We start from the raw sequence: 21,211 nt of genomic DNA, 5'->3' as shown, positions 1-21,211 counted from the left end.
CGCAAATTTTTTGAATGGGTATCTGACATGAACGAACAACAAGCCTGGTATAAGCAGTTCTGGCCTTGGTTTTTAATTATTCTTCCTTTATGTGCTGTCATCGCAAGTTTTACCACGCTAAAAATTGCCCTTACTAACTCGGACTCGTTAGTCGCCGAGGATTACTACAAAGAAGGCAAAGCCATTAATATGGACTTGAGTAAAGTGAAGTATGCCAAACAGATCGGCATGAACTTTTCGCTCGAACAAGCCAATAATGAAATTCTACTGACGCAACAAGGTGGCCCCGCTTCTCAAGCAGCCCTAAAAGTCGAGTTCTACCATCCCACTATTGCCGACAGAGACATCAAGCTCACCGCAACGGCCGATGCCAGTAATGTGTATCGCATTACCGTGCCCGCCACACTGACTGGCCCTTGGGAAGTGCGTCTTGAAAGTTACGATGGCAAATGGCGCATTCATCAACGCGTTGAATTAAAAGATCACGTCCAACTTTGGCTGAACTGATTGTGGTTGAATAAGTAGCACTATGACGTATCCAAGTTGTTTTCACTGCCAAGAGCCCGTGCTGACGGGCCAGCAGTTTGTGACCCGCATCAATGATCGTGATGAACTCATGTGTTGCCCTGGCTGTCAGGCGGTTTCTCAGGCGATTGTGGATGCGGGATTACTCAGTTACTACAAGTTCCGCACTGAACCCGGCAGTAAACAGAACGCCCTCGTCCCCGAAGCCTTAACGCAATTTAGTGCCTATGATTTACCCGAAGTGCAGCAAGACTTTGTCCATTCTGAGGACAATATCGAGTCAGTGTCGCTCTCTATCGATGGCATCACCTGCGCGGCCTGTGCTTGGTTGATTGAGCACAAAGTAAAACAACTAACGGGCGTAAGCCAAGTGCTTGTTAACTCTACCACCCAACGCGCTATGATCAGTTGGGATAAACGCACGGTAAAACTCAGCGATATCCTAGGGCAAATTAGCCGCATCGGTTATCAAGCCGCGCCCTATCAAGTCGATGAGCAAGAGCTCAACAACAAACTCAATAGCCGTAAGTTTTTATTGCGCTTAGGCTTAGCGGGTTTTGCGACCATGCAAGTCATGATGTTCGCCCTCGCCCTCTATACAGGCTATTTCACCGATTTAGATGTGCAATATCGGGATTATTTCCGTTGGGTTAGCATGATTTTTGCCACACCCGTGGTGCTTTACTCGGCGCAGCCCTTTTATTTCAGTGCGATTCGTACCTTACTCAGCGGCAAACTCAATATGGATGTGTCTGTCTCCATTGCGATTGGCGGCGCATACGTTGCCAGTTGTTTTGCCACAGTAAATGGCACCGGCGAAGTGTATTTTGAATCTGTGTCCATGTTTACCTTCTTCCTGTTACTCGGGCGCTACTTCGAGCAGAAAGCCAGACAAAAGGCCTCGGTCAGCTCGAGTAATTTGCATAAGTTAGTGCCGCTCACGGCGCACTTAGTGAACGACAATGGTCAGGAAGAAATTCCCGCCAAAAAGTTACGTCTCAATGATGTGATCCTCGTCAAACCGGGTGAAATGGTGGCCGCTGATGGTGTGGTGATTGAAGGTCACACTAGCATCAATGAAGCTATGCTCACCGGCGAGCAAATGCCGATTGAAAAAACTGTTGCTAGCCAAGTTTACGCAGGCACCATCAACGTCGACCAACCCATCAAAGTTAGCGTCACAGCGCTAGGGCAAGACCAACTTGTGGCTGAGATTATTCGACTGCAGGAGCTTGCATCCAATACTAAACCTGCAATTGCGCTCTTAGCCGATAAATTATCGCGTTATTTCTCGGGCACAATCCTGACCATAGCGATAATCACCTATTTGGTTTGGCATCAAATTTCCCCAGAGGATGCCTTTTGGGTAACGCTATCGGTTCTGGTTGCTACTTGCCCTTGCGCCTTAGCACTTGCCACACCGACAGCAGTCACCTGCGCGACCGCTATTTTCACTCGCCTTGGGATTATTACTCGCAAAGCCGGTGTATTTGAAAAACTGCCACAGATCAAACATGTTGTCTTTGATAAAACCGGTACCCTCACCTGTGGTACCCTCTCTATCGGGCAAACGCAGTGCATGGCAGATTTAACCAAGACGCAAGCCTTAGCCATTGCCGCAGCGCTGGAAACAGGTTCTCGCCACCCGATTGCAGCGGCATTTGCCGTATTTGCCGATAATGCATTGGTTACCGAAGAGGTTCACCATGAAGTCGGCTTTGGCGTTCGAGGCCGAATTGATGGCACTGATTACTTAATTGGCAATGCAGTATTTACCGGCGCGAGTATTGATAGTCGTGACCCAACCCAAAAGATTTGGTTAGCACGTTCATGCAATGAGCAGCTTGAAGTACTGGCAAGCTTTGAAATTCAAGACAATATTCGCCAAGACAGCAAAGCCACGGTTGAAATGTTAAAGCAGCAAGGTTGCCGCATCAGTATTGCCAGCGGCGATAGCTCAGGGCATGTACATCAACTGGCAAAAGAGCTGGGGATTGACGATGTGCACAGCGGCTTAACGCCTGCTGATAAGCTTGCCCTCGTGACCCGATTACAACAGCATAATCGGGTTGCCATGTTTGGCGATGGCATCAACGATGCGCCTGTGCTTGCGGGGGCTGATTTGTCGGTGGCCATGGGCAGCGGCAGTGCTATCGCGAAAAACAGTGCCGATTTAATTTTATTGGGGGATCATCTGTCCCGCTTCACCCAAGCCGTTAGCGTCGCGAAACTGACGACACAGATTATCAGACAAAATTTAGCGTGGGCGCTGGGTTACAACGCCCTAATTTTGCCCTTAGCCGTCACTGGCCATGTGGCACCTTATATCGCCGCCATTGGCATGTCGGCGAGTTCTTTGATTGTGGTCGGTAATAGCCTGAGATTATTGCGGGTTAAAGTGTGATCACAATAAAAGTAAAACCAGAATAGTAAGAGGTCATTATGGAAATTATTTATGTGCTCATCCCCATTGCCATGATCTTTGTCGCCATCGCTGTAATGGTATTTTTTTGGGCGGTGAAATCCGAACAATTTGACGATTTAGACCGCCAAAGTGTGTCGATATTATTCGACGAAGACACTGTTAAACCAAACAGCCATCCCGTGCCTGAGAAAGAGAAAGCCGAGGCAGCGCAAGAAAAAGGCATGCCGCTGTGATTGAGTACGCAGTGATTGAGTACAATGTCACTGGGGCTTTTCTGGTAGGCCTCATGGGCGCCGCACATTGCTTTGGCATGTGTGGCGGTTTAGTGGGCGCTTTCTCAGCCCAAATCCCCAATGGCAAAACAGGCAATCTGCTGGCGCATCAGCTCAAATATCTACTGAGTTACAACCTTGGGCGTATTTTGAGTTACACCTTAGCGGGCGCCTTAGTGGGCGCTTCGGCGGCAGGTCTTGGTCACTTATTTGAACTGGATACTTATCTGATTGTGCTGCGTATCTTTGCCGGACTGATGATGATCGCAACTGGGCTGTATATCGCCAAAATTTGGGTTGGAATCGTGCAGATTGAGCGCGTTGGCCAATGGTTATGGCAATATTTAAAACCCATAGCGCAACGCCTTGTGCCTATCCAAAATCCGAGCCAAGCGGTCATGGCAGGATTCATTTGGGGCTGGCTCCCCTGCGGCCTCGTCTATAGCACCTTAACTTGGTCTGTAGCTTCTGGCTCTGCCAGCCAAGGTGCCTTAATTATGTTGGCCTTTGGCTTAGGTACTTTACCCGCCCTATTGAGTGCTGGCGTGGCAGCAAAACGACTCGCTGCTTGGGTTCAACAGAAAACCGTTAGACTATTGAGCGGCTTACTGTTAATTGCGTTTGGTGGTCAAACTTTATATATCGCACTCGCGCAGCTAAACTAGCCCAAGTGAGTGAATTGGTTTAACATGGCTGCAGTGGATAAACTTGAGAATCAACATGACAATTGAACAAAATAAGAATCGTCGTCCTGCCGCTAGCGGATGCACAATCCATTGTCACGATTGCAGTATGGGTACCCTTTGTATTCCTTTTACCCTCAATGCAAGTGAGCTAGATCAGCTCGATGATATTATTGAGCGTAAAAAGCCAATTCAAAAAGGCGAGCAAATTTTTAAATCGGGTGATGCGTTAAAATCCCTGTTTGCGATCCGCTCTGGCACCATCAAAAGTTACACTATTACTGAGCAAGGCGATGAGCAGATCACCGGCTTCCACTTAGCGGGTGATGTGATTGGTTTTGACGGTATCCACGCCCAGTTGCACCAGAGTTTTGCACAGGCACTCGAGACCTCCATGGTCTGTGAAATCCCCTTTAATATCCTCGATGAACTTTCAGGCACTATGCCTAAATTGCGTCAGCAGATCATGCGTCTGATGAGCAATGAGATCATGAGCGATCAAGAAATGATCCTGCTACTCAGCAAGAAAAATGCCGAAGAACGTCTGGCAGCCTTTATCAGTAATCTGGCTAATCGTTTTGGTAGCCGTGGCTTCTCGCCCAAAGAATTCCGCTTAACCATGACCCGCGGTGACATTGGTAATTATCTCGGTTTGACCGTAGAGACCATCAGTCGCTTACTTGGGCGTTTCCAAAAATCAGGCTTGATTGAAGTTAAGGGTAAGTACATTACTATCCTCGACTCGCAAGAGCTGAATCTATTAGCGGGTAATTCGCGCATAGCGAGATAGTTCACCGCAAGAGTGTTTGCTGCAAAAAAATTGAGTGCAGCATAATAGTTAAGTGCAAGAGAGTTACGCGCTAGGTCCTTGTCATGAATGGCAAGAACAATTCAGTTGAAAAACCGGGACTGGCTAGACATGTCATACAGATTAAGGCATGATTTTTAAGCGAGTTTTAATCAATTTCGAATGAGTTTGATCTAGAACAATACAGCTAACTGCCAAAGGCTCATGATGATATTGAGCCTATGACTAAAGGAACCTCCCATGAAGGATTATCAAAAAATACTGGTTGTGGTTGACCCTACCACAGAGAATCAAGTTGCCCTCGCACGAGCGGTGACCTTGGCCAGTAAATGCAACGCTCAAGTCACTGTGTTTCTTTCTATCTTCGACTTTTCCTATGAGATGACTTCGATTCTGTCGAATCAAGAGCGCGAAGCCATGCGTCAAGGCGTCATAGATCAACGTCTCGCTTGGATCCAAGACTTACTCGCCGCTTACACTCATCTGCAACTCAATATTGATACCCAAGTCATTTGGCATAACCGCCCCTTCGAAAGCATTATTAATCATGCAATTTCAGGGCAATACGATTTGATTGTTAAAGGCACCCATGCCCACGACAAACTCAAAGCGGTGATCTTCACCCCAACCGATTGGCATTTAATGCGTAAAGCCCCAGTGCCTGTGTTGATGGTGAAAGCCCATGACTGGCCAGCGGCGGGCAAAATCCTTTGCGCTGTGAATGTGGCAACCGAAGATACCGATCATCAAATGCTTAACGGTAAAATCATCGAGCATGCGAAAGATTTAGCGGATAAGTTCTCTGCCGAAGTGCATTTAGTCAATGGCTATCCCGGTACGCCGGTAAACTTAGCCATTGAATTGCCGGACTTTGATGCCCAGTCCTACAACGAAACCATTCGCATGCAGCATGAGCAGCGCGTGAGTTACCTTGCTGGCGCTTATGATATCGATCCAAATCATTGCCATGTGAAAGAAGGTTTGCCAGAGGATGTGATCCCTGAGCTTGCTGAAAAACTCGATGCCGAATTAGTGATCTTAGGCACTGTCGGTCGCACCGGTTTTTCAGCGGCACTGATTGGTAATACTGCAGAGCATGTTATTGATAGTATCAACTGCGATTTACTGGCCATCAAACCCGACGGCTACAAATCACCGTTAGAAGAAGCCTAAGCGATACGCGGCACTTTACCCCGCCAAAGATAGCTGGAATAATACGCGCCCTGAAACTGAGTTACTGGGCGCTTTTTTATGCTTGAAGCTATATCTGAAGTTACGGCAAATCCTATGTCTGAAGAATTATCAAAAAAACACACTACCCGTCTGAATAAATTACAGAAACGTCTGCGTCGTGAAGTGGGTAGCGCAATCGCCGATTACAATATGATTGAAGATGGCGATAAGATCATGTGCTGCCTCAGTGGCGGTAAAGACAGCTATGCGATGCTCGATATTTTGATGAATCTGCAGCAACGCGCGCCCATTCAGTTTGAAATCATTGCGGTTAATTTAGATCAAAAGCAACCCGGCTTTCCTGAACATGTGCTGCCAGCTTATTTAGATAAGCTCAATGTGCCTTATCACATCCTCGAGAAAGACACTTACTCGATAGTGAAAGATAAAATCCCTGAAGGTAAAACTACCTGCTCCCTGTGCTCTCGCCTGCGTCGCGGCACGCTCTATGGCTTTGCCCAGCGCATCGGCGCCACTAAAATCGCCCTAGGCCACCACAGGGATGACATTATCGAGACCTTGTTCTTGAACATGTTCTTTGGCGGCAAGATGAAAGCTATGCCGCCAAAGCTACTGTCGGATGATGGCGCTAATGTGGTCATTCGCCCTCTGGCCTATTGCCGTGAAAAAGATCTCGAAGAATATGCCAACTTAAGAGAATTCCCGATCATCCCTTGTAACTTGTGTGGCTCGCAGGAAAACTTAAAGCGCGCCGCAGTCAAAGACATGCTTAATCAGTGGGATAGACAATACCCTGGTCGTATTGAAACGATTTTCACAGCAATGCAAAACACCGCACCATCGCAGGGTGTTGACCGTGAGCAGTTCGACTTTGTGTCTCTAACGCGTGACCCTAACGCGCCTATGCGTGGTGATGTTGCCGAAGCCAATCTACCCGCATTCGATTTCCTTGATATCGCCAACAGCGGCCGTATTGATTTGGATGCGGCAAAACGCATTGATATCGTTAACACTTACGAAGTCTAACTCAGGCTGAATTTAGCGCCCTAGTCAGTAAAACAAGTTAACCCAACGAAAGTAAGCAAGATAAATTAGCTAAACAAAAATGCCCACGTAATGTGGGCATTTTTATGGCTACAAAATAAGTTAAGACTCCCGACACTATCTTTGAGCCCGCGATTCTGAATCGATTATTTCAAGATGCCAATTCAACGAGGCAAAGAGGATTACTTCACCCAAGGACTCAACACTAATGGCTGAGCACTGAAGCTTAGCGTAGTGATGTTTTCAAGCTCATTCGCGGCTAATTTATAACTGCCCTTAACGGCTTGTTCACGGCCATTAAGGTGTACATACACTTCTTGCTCGGGTTGGAATTCAAAGTTAAGGCCGGCAATGGACTCCCTAAAATAACGCATCGGGAAGCCTTGCATGGCGCCAAGCAGCGTGTCCATTTCGGTCACAATTTGCTGTAAACGCGCTTTATCGTACTCGGCTAATGTTTGCTTAGCTCTGACTTGCATCGCGATAGCGCATCCCTCAGCACTGCCGGCAAAATTGAGATTAACCAAGGCACGCTGATCTTTTAAATCATCATCTAAGGGAATAAATAACCGCTGAGCATCGGTATACGTCAGTGGCGTTGATGTTTTTTCACTGGAAATAGAACCGCTTTGGATCAAACAGTTCTTTTGCATTGGAACACTAAAAGCCACTTCTACGAGTTGATAACCGCCCTTGTTAACTTGTTTTAATCTATCATAAAAACCTTTATATTCAAGGGATACAGTTTCAGCAGCGGCGCTAGTTGCCAGTAAACAGAGGCCACTAAACAACAGTTTTTTATACATCGACATTCACCAAATATTTTTCATTATGACGTAACATATCAAGCAGCTCATCAATATAAGCTTCTTGTCTTTCAGAATAATTCACGAGTCCGTAAATCAATTGATCCGCAGTCGGCTCTAGTTCCTGTGAGCGTAAATCGGCGCGGATAGAACGAAATAGCGCGTAGGCTGTATTGGAATTTAAATTGCGCATGTAGGACGAAACGGACTCGTCGACCGATGAAAACACTTTAACCTCATGGCTCTTACCTGTTCCCCGTGAAGATGGCACTATGCCGCAGCCAGCAGTAAAACACCATTCACCAAAAAAGTTAAAGCCTTCACGGGCAAAACGTGAGCTGCCCCAACCGGATTCATTCGCGGCTTGGATCAGCACCATAGATTCAGGCACAATATCGACGCGCTTTAGTAAGCTTGCTAAGGATTTAGCATCGACGTTTCGCGCCGCATATTGGTATTTGTCGAATAGCGTATTGAGCTGCCCGAGTTGGGTCTCAGATAAACTCTTGCCATTCTCAACCAAAGCGAGCATTTCACTGACAAACTCACGTTCCATCGAGATGATGGCATTCTGCTGCTGCACAATCGGCCGCAGAAAATCAAAAAAGGCTTTCTTCTTTTCGGTGATATCGTTGATCGCAGAGAAGTCAGGAACTTGCGTAACAGGATCGACAGCGTCAACGAGTTGGGTCGCAATGGCAGATGAATCATTTATGTTCGGAATGATCCAAACACGCAATGCAAAAATCGCCACGATGACCATGGCTAATGCCAATGTAAATGAACCAATTCTACCCGTTTTCAATAGTTCACCTTAAGTGTGACGCCCGTATTGGGCAAATAAAGGGCGGATTATAAGCTAATTGTCAGATTTAACGAAATTTGCCCGCCGTCACTGTCATTAAATCAAGTACCAGGCTCATTAACTCAGGTACAATATTGCGCCTGAGGCGCCGCTCTTGAGCCCTATGTCTGCCATACATGCGTGCTTACCGTATGGCAGTCGATAATGGGTGCAAGCTTTCGACTGAGCTTTTATACTAAGGTTCCTTAACGCAGTGACATTGCACAGCAGCACTTACGTCATCCTGTTTTGTACGTACAGTAACATTCATATTTTCGGGTATTCAGGAAGGAAGAACCCAGATGCAGCATTTGATGTTAAATCAATTTGAACGTGTCGTCGCCATTGGCGGAGGCCATGGTTTAGGCCGAGTATTATCTTCACTCGATTTTTTAGGCAGCCGTTTAACGGGGATTGTCGCGACCACAGATAATGGTGGCTCGACCGGTAGACTCAGAGCTGAGCAGGACTGTATTGCCTGGGGCGATTTACGCAACTGTTTATCTCATCTAGCCAATCGCCCTTCCGTCGGCTCACAGCTATTCGAATACCGTTTCCAAGGTGAAACTGAACTCAGCGGCCATAATCTGGGTAATCTCATTTTACTGGCGCTTGATCAACTGTGCGTTCGTCCATTAGAAGCGGTTAATCTTATCCGTAACTTACTCAAGATTGAAACCCAGCTGATCCCTATGTCTGAGCAACCCACACACTTAGTGGCTCTGCAAGCTTGTGGTAGCAAAGTCTTTGGGGAGATCAATGTCGACAGTATGGATGAAGCGCCTATCGCGCTCTGCCTTGAGCCGCAGGTCGATGCCACCTTTGAAGCCTGTGAGGCCGTTCGGCACGCAGATTTAGTTATTTTAGGCCCTGGCAGCTTCTTAACCAGTATCATGCCGCCGCTGCTGTTACCTAAGTTCGCCAAAAGCCTCGCCGCAACTAAAGCGCAGGTGATCTTTATCGATAACCTGGCCGAAGAAGCCTCACCCGCGGGTCGATTTAGCATTGAGCAACGTATCGCTTGGTGTCATCAAGTGATTGGTAAGCCCATCATTCACAAAGTGTTACGTCATGGCGAACAAACGCGTTTAGGGCCACGGATCAACTATTTTCCGTTGAAGAATCGCCATAACCCGAACTTGCATGATCAAGCGAACTTATTAGATGCATTAAGCGCCCTAGTGCGGATCAAATCTGAGCTCACGCTGCAATCGCATGAACCTCTTGCGCTTAGCTGCTAATCACTGAATAGCCTGCACGTGCTGACACAATAAAAAACATAAAGGACAGCAAATGCTGTCCTTTATGTTTGAAGGCTAAAGAGAAATTCCTTTAGCCTCATTCTATAACCTAATAAGCCTTACAAGACTTGGGCGATGGCTTTACAGATCACTGGCATATTGGTCTTAGTCATTCCTGCAACGCTAATGCGTCCTGAACCAACGATATAAACCCCAAACTCGTCTTTCAAGCGCGCCACTTGGGCTTTATTCAAACCAGAGAAACTGAACATACCATTTTGGCGAGAAATAAAGCTAAAGTCCTGAGTCACGCCTTCAGCCTTTAAGCTGTCAACGAACAGAGTACGCATTTCGGCGATACGCTCACGCATCTCTTTGACTTCCTGCACCCACATGGCTTTCAGGGCTGCGTCATTTAAGATAGTGCTGACAATCAGTGCGCCATGTGCTGGCGGGTTAGAATAGTTTGCACGTATGGTACGTTTCACTTGGCTAAAGGCACGCACGGCAGCATCAGCATCTTCAGCCACCACAGTTACGGCGCCGATACGTTCGTTGTACAAACCAAAGTTTTTAGAGAAAGAGTTAGCAACCAGCAGCTCAGGCACTTTTGATGCCACTAAACGCAGACCTGCGGCATCTTCTTCAATTCCAGCACCAAAACCTTGGTATGCAAAGTCAAACAATGGCACAAGTTTCTTATCGGCACACAATTGGGCTACGAGTTCCCATTGCGCCAAGGTTAAATCGATACCGGTTGGGTTATGGCAGCAACCATGTAGCAGCACGACATCGCCTGCACTCGCGTGAGACAAGTCCGTCATCATGGTATCAAAATCGATATCATGGGCTTCTGCTTTGTAATAGCCGTACTCTTTAACCGTTAAACCCGCGGTTTCAAAAATATTCTGATGGTTAGCCCACGTTGGATTGCTCACCCAAATAGTGTGCGAATCGGTATTACGCAGTAAAAACTCAGCAGCAATACGCAGTGCACCTGTACCACCAGGGGCTTGCGCTGTGGCAGCACGGCCAGAAGTGGTTAACTCACTGCCCTCACCGAATAACAATGTTTGTACAACATGGTTATACGCTTGCACGCCTTCAATGCCTAAGTAGTTTTTGGTCTTCTCTTGCTCAAGTAAAATAGCCTCGGCTTTTTTCACTGAAGCCAGCACTGGGGTTTGTCCAGCCTCATCCTTATAAATACCGACACCCAAATTGACTTTATCCTGACGGGGATCAGCCTTAAAGGTATCGGTTAAACCAAGAATCGGATCAGCGGGTGCGAGTAATACCTGAGAGAAAATCATGACTACGTATCCTAATATGCGCGTGTAGGGGAAATTTCGGCTTATTTATACCACTGTCTTTAAGGGGGTAATAGCTACTTAAGCACCTTCTTAGGGAAATTCTTACACTATTGTAGATTTACCAAAAAAAAGTGTCTTTTGTTATGCAATTATAAGCAGAAATATGAAATTACTTATATAAAGTTATTTATAACATCTAGATCACAAAAACCTGCTGTTTTATATTGTAGAAAAGAATCGCGCGCTGACATCGCAATACTGAATGCCGGAAATGTGAGCTGAACCCATGGCCAATCCTAACTGGACCTAGCCTTAGAATAATCAGAAATGACACGAGGTGACGCATTGTGGAGTTCGGGCTTTGAGATACGATAAAGCAAAAAAGCCCTGACGTGAGTCAGGGCTTTTCTGTTTTTTGGTACCCGAGGCCAGACTTGAACTGGCACGCTGTTACCAGCGAGGGATTTTAAATCCCTTGTGTCTACCGATTCCACCACTCGGGCAAACTCTTTATATTAACGACTGGAATCATGTCATTAATACGTTAATCTATGGAGGCGCGACCCGGAGTCGAACCGAGATCGACGGATTTGCAATCCGCAGCATAGCCATTCTGCCATCGCGCCCAAACTGCCAAATTTATTAAAATTTGGAGCGACATATCGGGTTCGAACCGATGACCTATACCTTGGCAAGGTATCGCTCTACCAACTGAGCTAATGTCGCCTATCATTGCGCTTAATCATTAGAAGCCATGCTAGGCATGCTTTCCCCTGACTGCGGATTGGCATTCTACCGATTTAGACCTCAGAGTCAATCAACAATTTTTAAAAAATGATCTAAGCCGCATCGTTTGCCCAATAAAGCGCCACAAGTCCGCGAAGTTGATGTTTCCTTCATCAATTTAGGCTTTTTTGCCGATACTGACGCCGATGCGGCAGATGATTAAGTGAGGCAGAAAAGCTGTGGTTGATTGTGAGGATTGAGTCGAACTCAATTAAATTGCCTGAGTATAGAAAACAAAAGCGCCCTGCTGGGCGCTTTATGTGACGGTTATGATTTACGGAGCTAACTTATGCTGGTAGAGATAGCGTCGTTAAACCTAACATAGTTTGCATTACGCCAACTACTTGGCAGCTGTAACCAAACTCGTTGTCATACCATACATAAAGAATGGCACGCTTGCCTTCTGCGATAGTCGCTTGTGAATCAATCACGCCCGCGTAGCGAGAACCCACTAAATCGCTCGATACAATCTCAGTAGAGTCGGTGTAATCGATTTGATTTTGTAGCGGTGATTGCAGCGCCGTATCTTTCAGGTACTCGTTCAGCTCATCTTTACTGGTTTCAGCATTCAAGTTCATGCTGATGATGGCCATAGAGACGTTCGGCGTTGGCACACGAATCGCGTTACCGGTTAACTTGCCCGCTAAGACTGGCAGTGCTTTAGCAACGGCTTTAGCGGCGCCTGTTTCAGTGATTACCATGTTTAATGGTGCACTGCGGCCACGACGGTCAGCGGTGTGATAGTTATCAATCAAGTTTTGATCGTTGGTATAAGAGTGAATCGTCTCAACGTGACCATTCTCAATACCATATTTATCATTCACGGCTTTCAGTACCGGCGTAATGGCGTTGGTTGTACAGCTTGCCGCAGAAACGATAATGTCTTCTGGGGTAATGTCGCCTTCATTCACACCGTAAACGATGTTCTTGATTGCGCCTTTTGCAGGAGCTGTCAACAACACTTTGCTCGCGCCTGGGCTCTTAAGATGTAAACCAAGACCCGCTTCATCTTTCCAAATACCTGTGTTATCAACAACGAGTGCATCGCTGATATCGTATTTAGTGTAATCCACTTCATCAGGCGAGTTCGCGTAAATCACTTGGATGTAGGTGCCATTGGCGATGATGGCATTATTCTCTTCGTCAACTTCCACAGAGCCATTGAAGGGCCCATGGACTGAGTCACGGCGCAATAAACTGGCACGTTTCTCTAAATCACCTTTCTTACCGCCACGTAATACGATAGCGCGCAATCTTAACTTATTGCTGCGACCTGTGCGTTCAATCAACAGGCGTGCTAATAAGCGACCGATACGGCCAAAACCATAAAGCACGACATCACGCGGCGCGACATCATCAGCATGGTCGATGGCATCGGCCAACTCTTTTGCCATATAGTTTTCAATTTCGCTGACATCGGTGTGATCGCGCCAGTAATTGACTGCAAGCTTACCAATATCCACTTTACATTGTTTAACTGCGAGTTTGCTCAAAGCTTGAACGAAGGGGAAACTCTCGCGTAAACGTAATTTTTCACCGACATGACGACGAACTAAACGGTGCGCTTTAATGATTTCAATCGTAGAAGCATTGAGTAACGGCTTGCCGTAAACCACGACTTCAACGCCTTGGTTACGGTACAACTTGCCTAACAAAGGCTGCATTGCCTCTGCCATTTCAAAACGTTCTTGCCAACTTTGTAGGTGTTTATCAGCGCTCATTTACAGATCCTTTATCTCACTTTTCAATAAAATGTACTGAAAGGTTTGAGTAACATGACGAAAAGACCAATAATCTAATGCGGGTTTTAGGGAAAACCCTGTTTTGGTCGGCGCCATTGTAATGAAAGTCGCGCTTTGTTGCCAGTAAGATATTTTCTGTAAATCTGTAATTTTATTAGAAAAATTATCGTTTGGAGAGTGTTTTGAGACAAAATCTAGTAATAATTACATCATTTACCTTAGGGATGAGCTTTTTCGGTCTTTTTGGTTGTGATAATGACCGAAATATCTCAGCAATTTGTAAAAATAATCCTGAAATTTGTGCCGATTTGCATAAGGACGGCTGGTGTTTGGCCGAAAAAACCAAACTTATTCAGAACCGCTACGAGTTAAAAGACATCGAAAACCCCACAGGCAAACAACTCTATCTGCAATTGACCTATCTTGAGGATTACAGCCGCTGCATTGAACTCGCCTCTGGCGTGCAACATATCATCCACACCAATCGCACCGCTGATAGAGCCAGAGCCTTTAGATTAAGCACCCAGAATTTAAGTTTGCTGCAAGAGCAAACCCGCGAGCGACAAGATCCTTTCATGTCCTATTACCAATGGACGCGCTTTGGCGATACCGCGGCGCTAAATCGATTGTTAGAACATGAAAACGCCGGCGAAGTGACTGACTCTTTCTTACTTGCCCAAGTCGCCACCTATTACAGCAATCGAAATGCCATCAAAGCGCAACAACTCTATCTTAAAGTCTTTGCAGACATCCAATACGATGATTTCGACGTTAACTGGTTACTTGGGCTCGCATCAGCCTATCGCCAGCAACAGGTATTCGATAAAGCCTATATGCTGACGAAGGCAAATTTACTACTTACGCAGCAGAAGTATTCAGAGGAAAAAATGCTAGCCTTGCTCGGTGGCAATAAAACGCTGGCGACTGAACTCGATTTAAAAGCCCAAGCCCTTATCGATGCGCTAAAAAACGGGACTTATCCTCAGAGTCCAGTAAGACAATGGCTTGATCCTCAAGCGGTTGACCAAGCGCCGACGACAACCGAGGCTGTGCCGCCTGCGCCTGTCGAAAAAACCGACTAAGCAATCGATGGCAAAATGTTTGCCATCTTGTAATTTTTTACCCAATTAACGCGTAAAAAATGGTGATTTCGCGACCGATGTAAAAAAAATACCTAATTTGTTAATCAAGACAGCGGTAAAATGCCGATTTAACTTGACGATAGCTGTCAGTTTGGTAATTTTACTACCAGTTGAATTTTATAATCACCAGAGGGATATGAGATGACTATCCGTGTAGCAATAAATGGCTATGGCCGTATCGGTAGAAACGTATTACGCGCCTTGTACGAAAGCGAAAAAGCTTATCCAATCAAGATTGTCGCTATTAATGATTTAGGCGACGCTTCAATCAACGCTCACCTGACAAAATACGATTCTGTTCACGGTCGTTTCAATGCCAAAGTTGACCATGATGCCGAAGCTATTTATGTGAATGGCGATAAGATCCTCACTTTCCAAGAACGTGATCCTGCAAAACTGCCATGGGCTGAGTTGCAAGTTGACGTGGTTTTCGAATGTACCGGTATCTTCACTTCTAAAGAAACTGTTCAACCACATTTAACCGCTGGCGCGAAGAAAGTGATTATTTCTGCTCCAGGTAAAAACGTCGATGCCACTGTTGTTTACGGTGTGAACAACAACGTGCTGACGTCAGACATGACAGTGATTTCAAATGCTTCTTGTACAACTAACTGTTTAGCGCCTTTTGCTAAGCCGTTAAATGACGAGATTGGTATTGAATCAGGCCTGATGACAACCATTCACGCTTATACCAACGATCAACGTTTATCTGACGTGTACCACACAGATTTACGTCGTGCCCGTGCTGCAGCACTGTCAATGATCCCAACTAAAACTGGCGCAGCAGCTGCTGTAGGTTTGGTTGTACCTGAATTACAAGGTAAATTCGACGGTTTAGCGGTTCGTGTACCTACAGTTAACGTATCACTGGTGGATTTATCTTTCATCGCTGCCCGTGATACGACAGTTGAAGAAGTGAATGCCATTATTGAACGTGCTGCCAGCGTTGCGCCATTGAGCGAAGTGTTAGCGGTAAATAAAGAGCCATTGGTGTCTATCGACTTTAACCACAATGCGTTCTCTTCAAACTTTGACGCCACTCAAACCCGTGTGAACGGTCGTTTAGTGAAAGTGATGTCTTGGTATGATAACGAGTGGGGATTCAGTAACCGTATGTTAGATAACGCGGTTGCACTGATGAACGCAAAGTAATCTAGTCACTAGATTCTGCGTTACTCAATCAAGCCTCGCATTTGCGGGGCTTTTTATTGCTTTAAATTCCAGCCATAAAAAATCCCCACTCTATGGCGGGGATTTTTATGACACTGGAGAACAGCTAAAGAAGGGACTTAGCCATGTTTAGGCATTACCCTTCACTTTCATATTCAGTGTCTTAGCAAAATCCAACATGCGCGTCAGCGGGATCAGCGCTTTAATTCTTAAGTCTTCATCCACAAAAATCTCATGGGTGGTTTTATCGCTGTCGGCGAGTGATGCTTCAATCGCCTGTAGACCGTTCATCGCCATCCAAGGACAGTGAGCGCAGCTTTTACAGGTTGCACCGTTACCGCCGGTTGGCGCTTCGATTAAGATTTTACCTGGCGCCGCCTGCTGCATTTTATAGAAGATGCCGCGATCGGTTGCCACGATAAAACGCTCATTCGGCATAGTCTGCGCGGCTTTGATCAGCTGACTGGTCGAGCCAACGGCATCGGCCATCGCCACCACACTGGCTGGCGACTCTGGGTGCACAAGGATAGCCGCATCTGGATAAACGCTTTTCATATCGCGCAGCGCGTTCGATTTAAACTCGTCGTGAACGATACAATCGCCCTGCCACATCAACATTTCGGCGCCCGTCTGTTTAGCAATATAACTGCCTAAATGACGGTCTGGTCCCCAAATGATCTTTTTGCCTTCGCTGTCTAAGTGCTCAACGATTTCGAGGGCAATACTGGAGGTCACCACCCAGTCGGCGCGCGCTTTAACGGCAGCCGAGGTATTGGCGTAAACCACCACAGTATGATCTGGGTGCGCGTCGCAGAAAGCACTGAACTTATCGATTGGACAACCTAAGTCCAATGAACAAGTGGCTTCTAAGGTCGGCATTAAAATGGTTTTTTCTGGGCTTAAAATCTTGGCGGTTTCGCCCATAAACTTGACCCCAGCAACGATTAAGGTTTTTGCTGGGTGATCGCGGCCAAAACGCGCCATTTCTAAGGAGTCTGAAACGCAGCCGCCGGTTTCTTCGGCAAGGGCTTGGATTTCAGGATCAGTATAATAGTGGGCAACCAGAACGGCATCTTTTTCAATGAGCAGTTGTTTGATACGCGCCTTGTAATCGGCTTTTTGCGCATCGGACAAAGGAACTGGCTTAGGCGGAAACGGGTAATCAATGGTTTCTATGCTGGGGGCAAACTGACTCATAACACATCCATAAGGATAACTACGTCCGGGAATTATACGTAATCGGGATCAAAAGATTAACCCATTTGTGCAAAGCAAATAAAAAAGGACGCTCTAAAGCGTCCTTTTACTGTCAAATCTGCGTGCCAGCGGCTTAGCGCATGGCCAATAACATCTCTTGCGGCTGCTCCAGATATTGTTTCCACAGATTACAGAAGCGAGCAATGGTACCGCCATCGATCACCCTGTGGTCGCCAGACCAGCTTACTTGCATGATTTGGCGGGCTTCGACTTCCCCTTTCGCGTTAAAACGCGGCAAGGTTTGCAACTTGCCTAAGGCGACTATCGCCACTTCAGGTTTATTGATAATAGGCGTCGCCACTGTGCCACCTAAGGCGCCAATGTTAGAGATGGAAATCGTGCCGTCTTTCAGATCCGCTGGCGCCACACGGCCACTGCGGGCAGCTTGGGTCAGGCGGGTGATTTCTGCCGCCACTTCTAAAATACTCTTGTCCTGCACATCTTTGATGTTTGACACCAAGAGACCGACTTTAGAATCCACCGCCATGCCGATATTATGACGTGCCTTGTAAGTCAGCTCAGTGCAATCAGCATTCACTTGGCTATTCATCACTGGGAACTGACTTAACGCGAGTGACATCGACTTCATGAAGAAAGGCATCATGGTCAGCTTCACTTCATCGGACGAATACTTCACTTTCATGCTTTCACGCAGTGCAACTAAGTCTGTTAAATCAAACTCTTCGCAATAGGTAAAGTGCGGAATGCTCGATACAGATTCAACCATCATGCGTGCCATCACAGCTTTTACGCCACGAATAGGCTCGACCGTGTCAGCGCGTTGAGTCACTGTCGATGTTGGGACTTGGGTTTGAGATGCTTGAGCTGGCGCCTCTTTTACCTGAGTCGTACTTGGAGTAGAAACATTGCTCGCGCCTTGTTGGAAGCGAGTGATGTCTTCCTTATACACACGGCCGTGCTTTCCTGTGCCAGGTACTTGGCTCAAATCGATATCTAACGACCGCGCCATACGACGAACCGCAGGGCTGGCCAAGGCTTTACCTTGACGAGCAGGTTCTGCACTCACTATCTGCGCTGTTGGTGCCGCATTGGCCACAGTATCAGTGTTTGTTGTCGCAGGTGCAGAAGCCGCATGTTCAACTTCAATGGCAAATAAAGGCGCATGCACTTTAGCTAGCTGACCTTTGCGATAATGCAGTTTGGCAATTTTACCCGCTTTAATGGCAGGAATTTGCACCAGCGCTTTATCTGTCATCACGTCGGCAATCGGTTGATCTTCCTCAACCCAATCACCTTCGCTCACTAGCCATTCGACGAGTTCACATTCAACAATACCTTCGCCGATATCCGGTAGTAAGAATTCTTCAATGCTGACGGATGAACTGGATGACGTATTGGCAGTTGTTGCCGCCACAGGCTCAGTCACTTTTGCAGTCGTCGCAGCAGGTTCAGTCGCAATAGACTCTTCACTCGCGATTTCAACGGCACCTTCAATTTGTACGGCATAGAGCGGCGCATGCACTTTCGCAATATCGCCCTTGGCGTAATACAGCTTAGTGACCACGCCCGCAAATGGCGCAGGGATTTGCACTAGGGCTTTGTCTGTCATGACATCGGCAATCGGCTGATCTTCAACGACTGTGTCGCCTTCTTTGACCAACCATTCAACCAATTCACATTCCACTACACCTTCGCCAATATCCGGCAAAATAAAATCTTTAATCATACCGGACTCCTAGAAGGTCACTGATGCTTTGATGGCTTCAAACGTTTTGAACGCATCAGGCATGTATTCTTTTTCATGAATGAGTGGGTACGGGGTATCTAAACCACAAACGCGGCTGATGGGCGACTCTAGATATAAGAAGCATTCTTGCTGGATTGTCGCGGCAATTTCACCGGCAAAACCACCAGTTAATGGCGCTTCATGGTTAACCAGCAAACGTCCTGTCTTTTTAACTGAATCGGCAACGGTATCGATATCCCAAGGTGACAAGGTGCGTAAATCGATAACTTCACAAGAGATCCCTTCTTTAGCGGCCATGTCGGCGGCTTTTTCAAGGATTTCCATTTGCGCGCCCCACGCCACTAAGGTGATGTCTTTACCTTCGCGAACCACTTCAGCCTTACCCAGTTCAATTTCATAATCGCCCGCTGGCACTTCGCCAACCGATGCGCGATATAAACGCTTAGGCTCAAAGAAGATCACTGGGTTTTTGTCACGAATTGACGCCAACAGCAGGCCTTTGGCTTGCTCTGGGTTACGTGGCACCACCACTTTCAATCCCGGTGTCTGGGTAAAATAAGCTTCGGGTGATTGAGAGTGATAATGGCCGCCAGCGATGCCGCCGCCATAGGGCGTACGGAACACTAACCCACCGACATCGAATTCATTGCCGCTGCGGTAACGGAACTTGGCCGACTCGTTGACGATTTGATCGAACGCCGGAAAGATATAATCGGCGAATTGGATTTCCGCCACAGCAGTCATGCCATTTGAGGCTAAACCATTGGCAAAACCGGCAATACCTTGCTCTGTCAGCGGGGTATTAAAGCAGCGATCGCGACCAAATTTTTCTTGAAGACCGGAAGTGGCGCGAAATACCCCGCCAAAGTGACCCACATCTTCACCAAAAACCACCATGCGCTCATCGGCTTGCATGGCGATCGACAAGGCCTCATTGACGGCCTGTAACATATTCATTTCAGCCACGGCTTATAGTCTCCCTGCACTTTTTGGATAGGCTTGCGGATATTTTTTGATATGTTCTTTAAGATCGGCGAGTTGCCTTCTCAGCACTGGCGTCGGCTTGTCGTACACATCTTCAATAATTTCATCCAGCATAGGCACAGGAATTTTTTCAGCCACTTTTACCGCAGCCAATACTTCTTCACGATATTTCTCATGCAGTTTCACATCATCCGCTTCAGCTAACCAACCTTTGTTGATAAGCCATAATTTGAAGCGTTTAACCGGATCGTGTTGTTGCCACTTGGCTTCTTCATCTTTCGAGCGATAACCTGATGGATCGTCTGATGATGAATGCGCGCCGAGACGGTAAGTCATGGCTTCAATCAGCACAGGGGCATTATGCTCAATCGCATAGGCACGGGCTTGCTGTGTTGCCGCTAACACGGCCAACATGTCATTGCCGTCAACACGAATGGTGTGCATGCCATAACCCACACCGCGACTCGCAATACCGTTACCGGCAAACTGCTCTTCAGTTGGGGTTGAAATGGCGTAGCCATTGTTACGGCAGAAGAAAATCACTGGACACTTCAATACTGCGGCCATGTTTAGACCGGCATGGAAGTCCCCTTCAGATGCAGCGCCTTCGCCAAAATAGCAAACCGCGACGTTGCGCTTACCTTGCATTTTTAAGCTGTAGCCCACACCGGTCGCCTGCGGGATTTGTGTCGCAAGGGGTGAAGAAATCGTTTGATAATGCAATGCCGCACTGCCGTAATGGATTGGCATTTGGCGACCTTTACCAAGATCTTTCTCGTTACTGAACATCTGATTCATAAACTGTTCAGTGGTAAAGCCGCGATAGCGCAGCGCCGCATGCTCACGGTATTGCGCGAGGATAACGTCTTCTTGATCGAGTGCGGCTACACTGCCGACAATCGCCGCTTCTTCACCTGTACAGGTCATATAGAAGCTGATGCGCCCTTGGCGCTGGGCACCTAACATACGTTCATCGAGTACCCGAGTGAATACACAGGTATCGTAAATTTTAGTGGCTAAGGTTTCATCTATCACAGGCAAAACCGCGGTTTCATAAGTGGTGCCGTCGGCTTGTAGAATTCGAAGGATAGGAATGTGTAGCGATGCCTTATCCAAGAAGCCGACACGGTGCACTGTATCAGTGTTGAGTGTTGCTTTGCTCATATTGTGCTCTTGTTATCTCATTACGCACCAAAGCGTTTTGATGCGTCTGTTTATACGAATATGCCCGACGAACATTACGTTAACGTAAACTACCTATCAACCA

The 21,211-nt window shown here is 46.9% G+C and carries 18 protein-coding genes and 3 tRNA genes; 10 read left to right on the top strand and 11 right to left on the bottom strand.

Annotated elements, in window-relative coordinates; genetic code table 11:
• Nucleotides 1-27 precede the first annotated feature (27 nt).
• From KV201_RS04060 to ttcA, 7 genes are all read left to right on the top strand, one after another.
• Nucleotides 28-507, top strand: a complete 480-nt coding sequence (locus KV201_RS04060) for a FixH family protein (RefSeq protein ID WP_006081603.1) — start codon at nucleotides 28-30, stop codon at nucleotides 505-507.
• Between the two features lie 22 nt (nucleotides 508-529).
• Nucleotides 530-2,929: a heavy metal translocating P-type ATPase metal-binding domain-containing protein gene (locus KV201_RS04055; protein WP_226058582.1), complete on the top strand. Its 2,400-nt coding sequence runs from the start codon at nucleotides 530-532 to the stop codon at nucleotides 2,927-2,929.
• Nucleotides 2,930-2,967: 38 nt separating this feature from the next.
• Nucleotides 2,968-3,183: a cbb3-type cytochrome oxidase assembly protein CcoS gene (gene ccoS / locus KV201_RS04050; protein ID WP_012587702.1), complete on the top strand. Its 216-nt coding sequence runs from the start codon at nucleotides 2,968-2,970 to the stop codon at nucleotides 3,181-3,183.
• A gap of 11 nt (nucleotides 3,184-3,194) precedes the next feature.
• Complete coding sequence (locus tag KV201_RS04045; protein WP_226058671.1) at nucleotides 3,195-3,887, top strand: sulfite exporter TauE/SafE family protein; 693 nt, start codon at nucleotides 3,195-3,197, stop codon at nucleotides 3,885-3,887.
• A 55-nt stretch (nucleotides 3,888-3,942) separates the two neighbouring features.
• Nucleotides 3,943-4,695 (top strand): electron transport transcriptional regulator EtrA, encoded by a 753-nt coding sequence (etrA, locus tag KV201_RS04040; RefSeq protein ID WP_006081599.1) that lies wholly within the window; start codon nucleotides 3,943-3,945, stop codon nucleotides 4,693-4,695.
• A gap of 258 nt (nucleotides 4,696-4,953) precedes the next feature.
• On the top strand, nucleotides 4,954-5,886 hold the full coding sequence (uspE, locus tag KV201_RS04035) for a universal stress protein UspE (protein ID WP_006081598.1): 933 nt from the start codon (nucleotides 4,954-4,956) through the stop codon (nucleotides 5,884-5,886).
• A gap of 78 nt (nucleotides 5,887-5,964) precedes the next feature.
• A complete protein-coding gene (gene ttcA, locus KV201_RS04030; protein WP_012089202.1) occupies nucleotides 5,965-6,933 on the top strand; it encodes a tRNA 2-thiocytidine(32) synthetase TtcA in 969 nt (322 codons plus the stop codon).
• 200 nt (nucleotides 6,934-7,133) lie between these two features.
• On the opposite strand, the gene KV201_RS04025 is transcribed toward ttcA, so the two are convergent.
• Both KV201_RS04025 and KV201_RS04020 read right to left on the bottom strand, forming a co-directional pair.
• Nucleotides 7,134-7,757: a DUF2987 domain-containing protein gene (locus KV201_RS04025; RefSeq protein WP_011839896.1), complete on the bottom strand. Its 624-nt coding sequence runs from the start codon at nucleotides 7,755-7,757 to the stop codon at nucleotides 7,134-7,136.
• Nucleotides 7,750-8,562: a glucosaminidase domain-containing protein gene (locus KV201_RS04020; RefSeq protein WP_226058581.1), complete on the bottom strand. Its 813-nt coding sequence runs from the start codon at nucleotides 8,560-8,562 to the stop codon at nucleotides 7,750-7,752. The genes KV201_RS04025 and KV201_RS04020 overlap by 8 nt, the downstream gene beginning before the upstream one ends.
• Nucleotides 8,563-8,903: 341 nt before the next feature.
• Here KV201_RS04020 and KV201_RS04015 point away from each other — a divergent pair, with 341 nt between their 5' ends.
• A complete protein-coding gene (locus tag KV201_RS04015) occupies nucleotides 8,904-9,842 on the top strand; it encodes a YvcK family protein (protein ID WP_226058580.1) in 939 nt (312 codons plus the stop codon).
• A 119-nt stretch (nucleotides 9,843-9,961) separates the two neighbouring features.
• Here the strand turns inward: KV201_RS04015 and KV201_RS04010 are convergent, their stop codons facing one another.
• The 5 genes from KV201_RS04010 to KV201_RS03990 all read right to left on the bottom strand — a co-directional run bounded on the left by KV201_RS04010 (nucleotide 9,962) and on the right by KV201_RS03990 (nucleotide 13,662).
• Nucleotides 9,962-11,155: an amino acid aminotransferase gene (locus KV201_RS04010; RefSeq protein ID WP_226058579.1), complete on the bottom strand. Its 1,194-nt coding sequence runs from the start codon at nucleotides 11,153-11,155 to the stop codon at nucleotides 9,962-9,964.
• A gap of 416 nt (nucleotides 11,156-11,571) precedes the next feature.
• Nucleotides 11,572-11,658 (bottom strand) — tRNA-Leu (locus KV201_RS04005).
• Nucleotides 11,659-11,707: 49 nt separating this feature from the next.
• A tRNA-Cys gene (locus KV201_RS04000) sits at nucleotides 11,708-11,781 on the bottom strand.
• Between the two features lie 24 nt (nucleotides 11,782-11,805).
• Nucleotides 11,806-11,881 (bottom strand) — tRNA-Gly (locus KV201_RS03995).
• Nucleotides 11,882-12,228: 347 nt separating this feature from the next.
• Nucleotides 12,229-13,662, bottom strand: coding sequence for a glyceraldehyde-3-phosphate dehydrogenase (locus KV201_RS03990; protein WP_011839899.1), 1,434 nt, complete (start codon nucleotides 13,660-13,662; stop codon nucleotides 12,229-12,231).
• 203 nt (nucleotides 13,663-13,865) lie between these two features.
• Here KV201_RS03990 and KV201_RS03985 point away from each other — a divergent pair, with 203 nt between their 5' ends.
• Together KV201_RS03985 and gap are read left to right on the top strand one after the other, a co-directional pair.
• Complete coding sequence (locus KV201_RS03985; RefSeq protein ID WP_071939821.1) at nucleotides 13,866-14,765, top strand: DUF2989 domain-containing protein; 900 nt, start codon at nucleotides 13,866-13,868, stop codon at nucleotides 14,763-14,765.
• Between the two features lie 201 nt (nucleotides 14,766-14,966).
• Nucleotides 14,967-15,977, top strand: coding sequence for a type I glyceraldehyde-3-phosphate dehydrogenase (gene gap / locus KV201_RS03980; protein WP_006081590.1), 1,011 nt, complete (start codon nucleotides 14,967-14,969; stop codon nucleotides 15,975-15,977).
• 147 nt (nucleotides 15,978-16,124) lie between these two features.
• Here gap and nadA read toward each other — a convergent pair whose 3' ends face one another.
• The 4 genes from nadA to KV201_RS03960 all read right to left on the bottom strand — a co-directional run bounded on the left by nadA (nucleotide 16,125) and on the right by KV201_RS03960 (nucleotide 21,108).
• Nucleotides 16,125-17,192, bottom strand: coding sequence for a quinolinate synthase NadA (nadA, locus tag KV201_RS03975; RefSeq protein WP_226058578.1), 1,068 nt, complete (start codon nucleotides 17,190-17,192; stop codon nucleotides 16,125-16,127).
• Nucleotides 17,193-17,325: 133 nt separating this feature from the next.
• Nucleotides 17,326-18,939, bottom strand: a complete 1,614-nt coding sequence (locus tag KV201_RS03970; protein ID WP_226058577.1) for a dihydrolipoyllysine-residue acetyltransferase — start codon at nucleotides 18,937-18,939, stop codon at nucleotides 17,326-17,328.
• A 9-nt stretch (nucleotides 18,940-18,948) separates the two neighbouring features.
• Nucleotides 18,949-19,926 carry an alpha-ketoacid dehydrogenase subunit beta gene (locus tag KV201_RS03965; protein ID WP_012089197.1) on the bottom strand — a complete coding sequence of 326 codons (978 nt, stop codon included), beginning with the start codon at nucleotides 19,924-19,926 and terminating at the stop codon, nucleotides 18,949-18,951.
• A 3-nt stretch (nucleotides 19,927-19,929) separates the two neighbouring features.
• Nucleotides 19,930-21,108: a thiamine pyrophosphate-dependent dehydrogenase E1 component subunit alpha gene (locus KV201_RS03960; RefSeq protein WP_226058576.1), complete on the bottom strand. Its 1,179-nt coding sequence runs from the start codon at nucleotides 21,106-21,108 to the stop codon at nucleotides 19,930-19,932.
• Nucleotides 21,109-21,211: the final 103 nt, after the last annotated feature.

Source organism: Shewanella sp. SR1 (genome assembly GCF_020447145.1).
GTDB classification, from domain to species: Bacteria; Pseudomonadota; Gammaproteobacteria; order Enterobacterales; family Shewanellaceae; genus Shewanella; species Shewanella baltica.
This window is presented reverse-complemented; position numbering and strand designations above follow the sequence as displayed.

Bases quoted from the DNA above. Each gene is read 5' to 3' on its own strand.
- KV201_RS04010 (WP_226058579.1), bottom strand. From the start codon at position 11,155: ATGATTTTCTCTCAGGTATTACTCGCACCCGCTGATCCGATTCTTGGT.
- KV201_RS04025 (WP_011839896.1), bottom strand. From the start codon at position 7,757: ATGTATAAAAAACTGTTGTTTAGTGGCCTCTGTTTACTGGCAACTAGC.
- KV201_RS04055 (WP_226058582.1), top strand. From the start codon at position 530: ATGACGTATCCAAGTTGTTTTCACTGCCAAGAGCCCGTGCTGACGGGC.
- nadA (WP_226058578.1), bottom strand. From the start codon at position 17,192: ATGAGTCAGTTTGCCCCCAGCATAGAAACCATTGATTACCCGTTTCCG.
- KV201_RS03990 (WP_011839899.1), bottom strand. From the start codon at position 13,662: ATGAGCGCTGATAAACACCTACAAAGTTGGCAAGAACGTTTTGAAATG.
- uspE (WP_006081598.1), top strand. From the start codon at position 4,954: ATGAAGGATTATCAAAAAATACTGGTTGTGGTTGACCCTACCACAGAG.
- KV201_RS04015 (WP_226058580.1), top strand. From the start codon at position 8,904: ATGCAGCATTTGATGTTAAATCAATTTGAACGTGTCGTCGCCATTGGC.
- gap (WP_006081590.1), top strand. From the start codon at position 14,967: ATGACTATCCGTGTAGCAATAAATGGCTATGGCCGTATCGGTAGAAAC.
- KV201_RS03960 (WP_226058576.1), bottom strand. From the start codon at position 21,108: ATGAGCAAAGCAACACTCAACACTGATACAGTGCACCGTGTCGGCTTC.
- KV201_RS04060 (WP_006081603.1), top strand. From the start codon at position 28: ATGAACGAACAACAAGCCTGGTATAAGCAGTTCTGGCCTTGGTTTTTA.
- ccoS (WP_012587702.1), top strand. From the start codon at position 2,968: ATGGAAATTATTTATGTGCTCATCCCCATTGCCATGATCTTTGTCGCC.
- etrA (WP_006081599.1), top strand. From the start codon at position 3,943: ATGACAATTGAACAAAATAAGAATCGTCGTCCTGCCGCTAGCGGATGC.
- KV201_RS03970 (WP_226058577.1), bottom strand. From the start codon at position 18,939: ATGATTAAAGATTTTATTTTGCCGGATATTGGCGAAGGTGTAGTGGAA.
- ttcA (WP_012089202.1), top strand. From the start codon at position 5,965: ATGCTTGAAGCTATATCTGAAGTTACGGCAAATCCTATGTCTGAAGAA.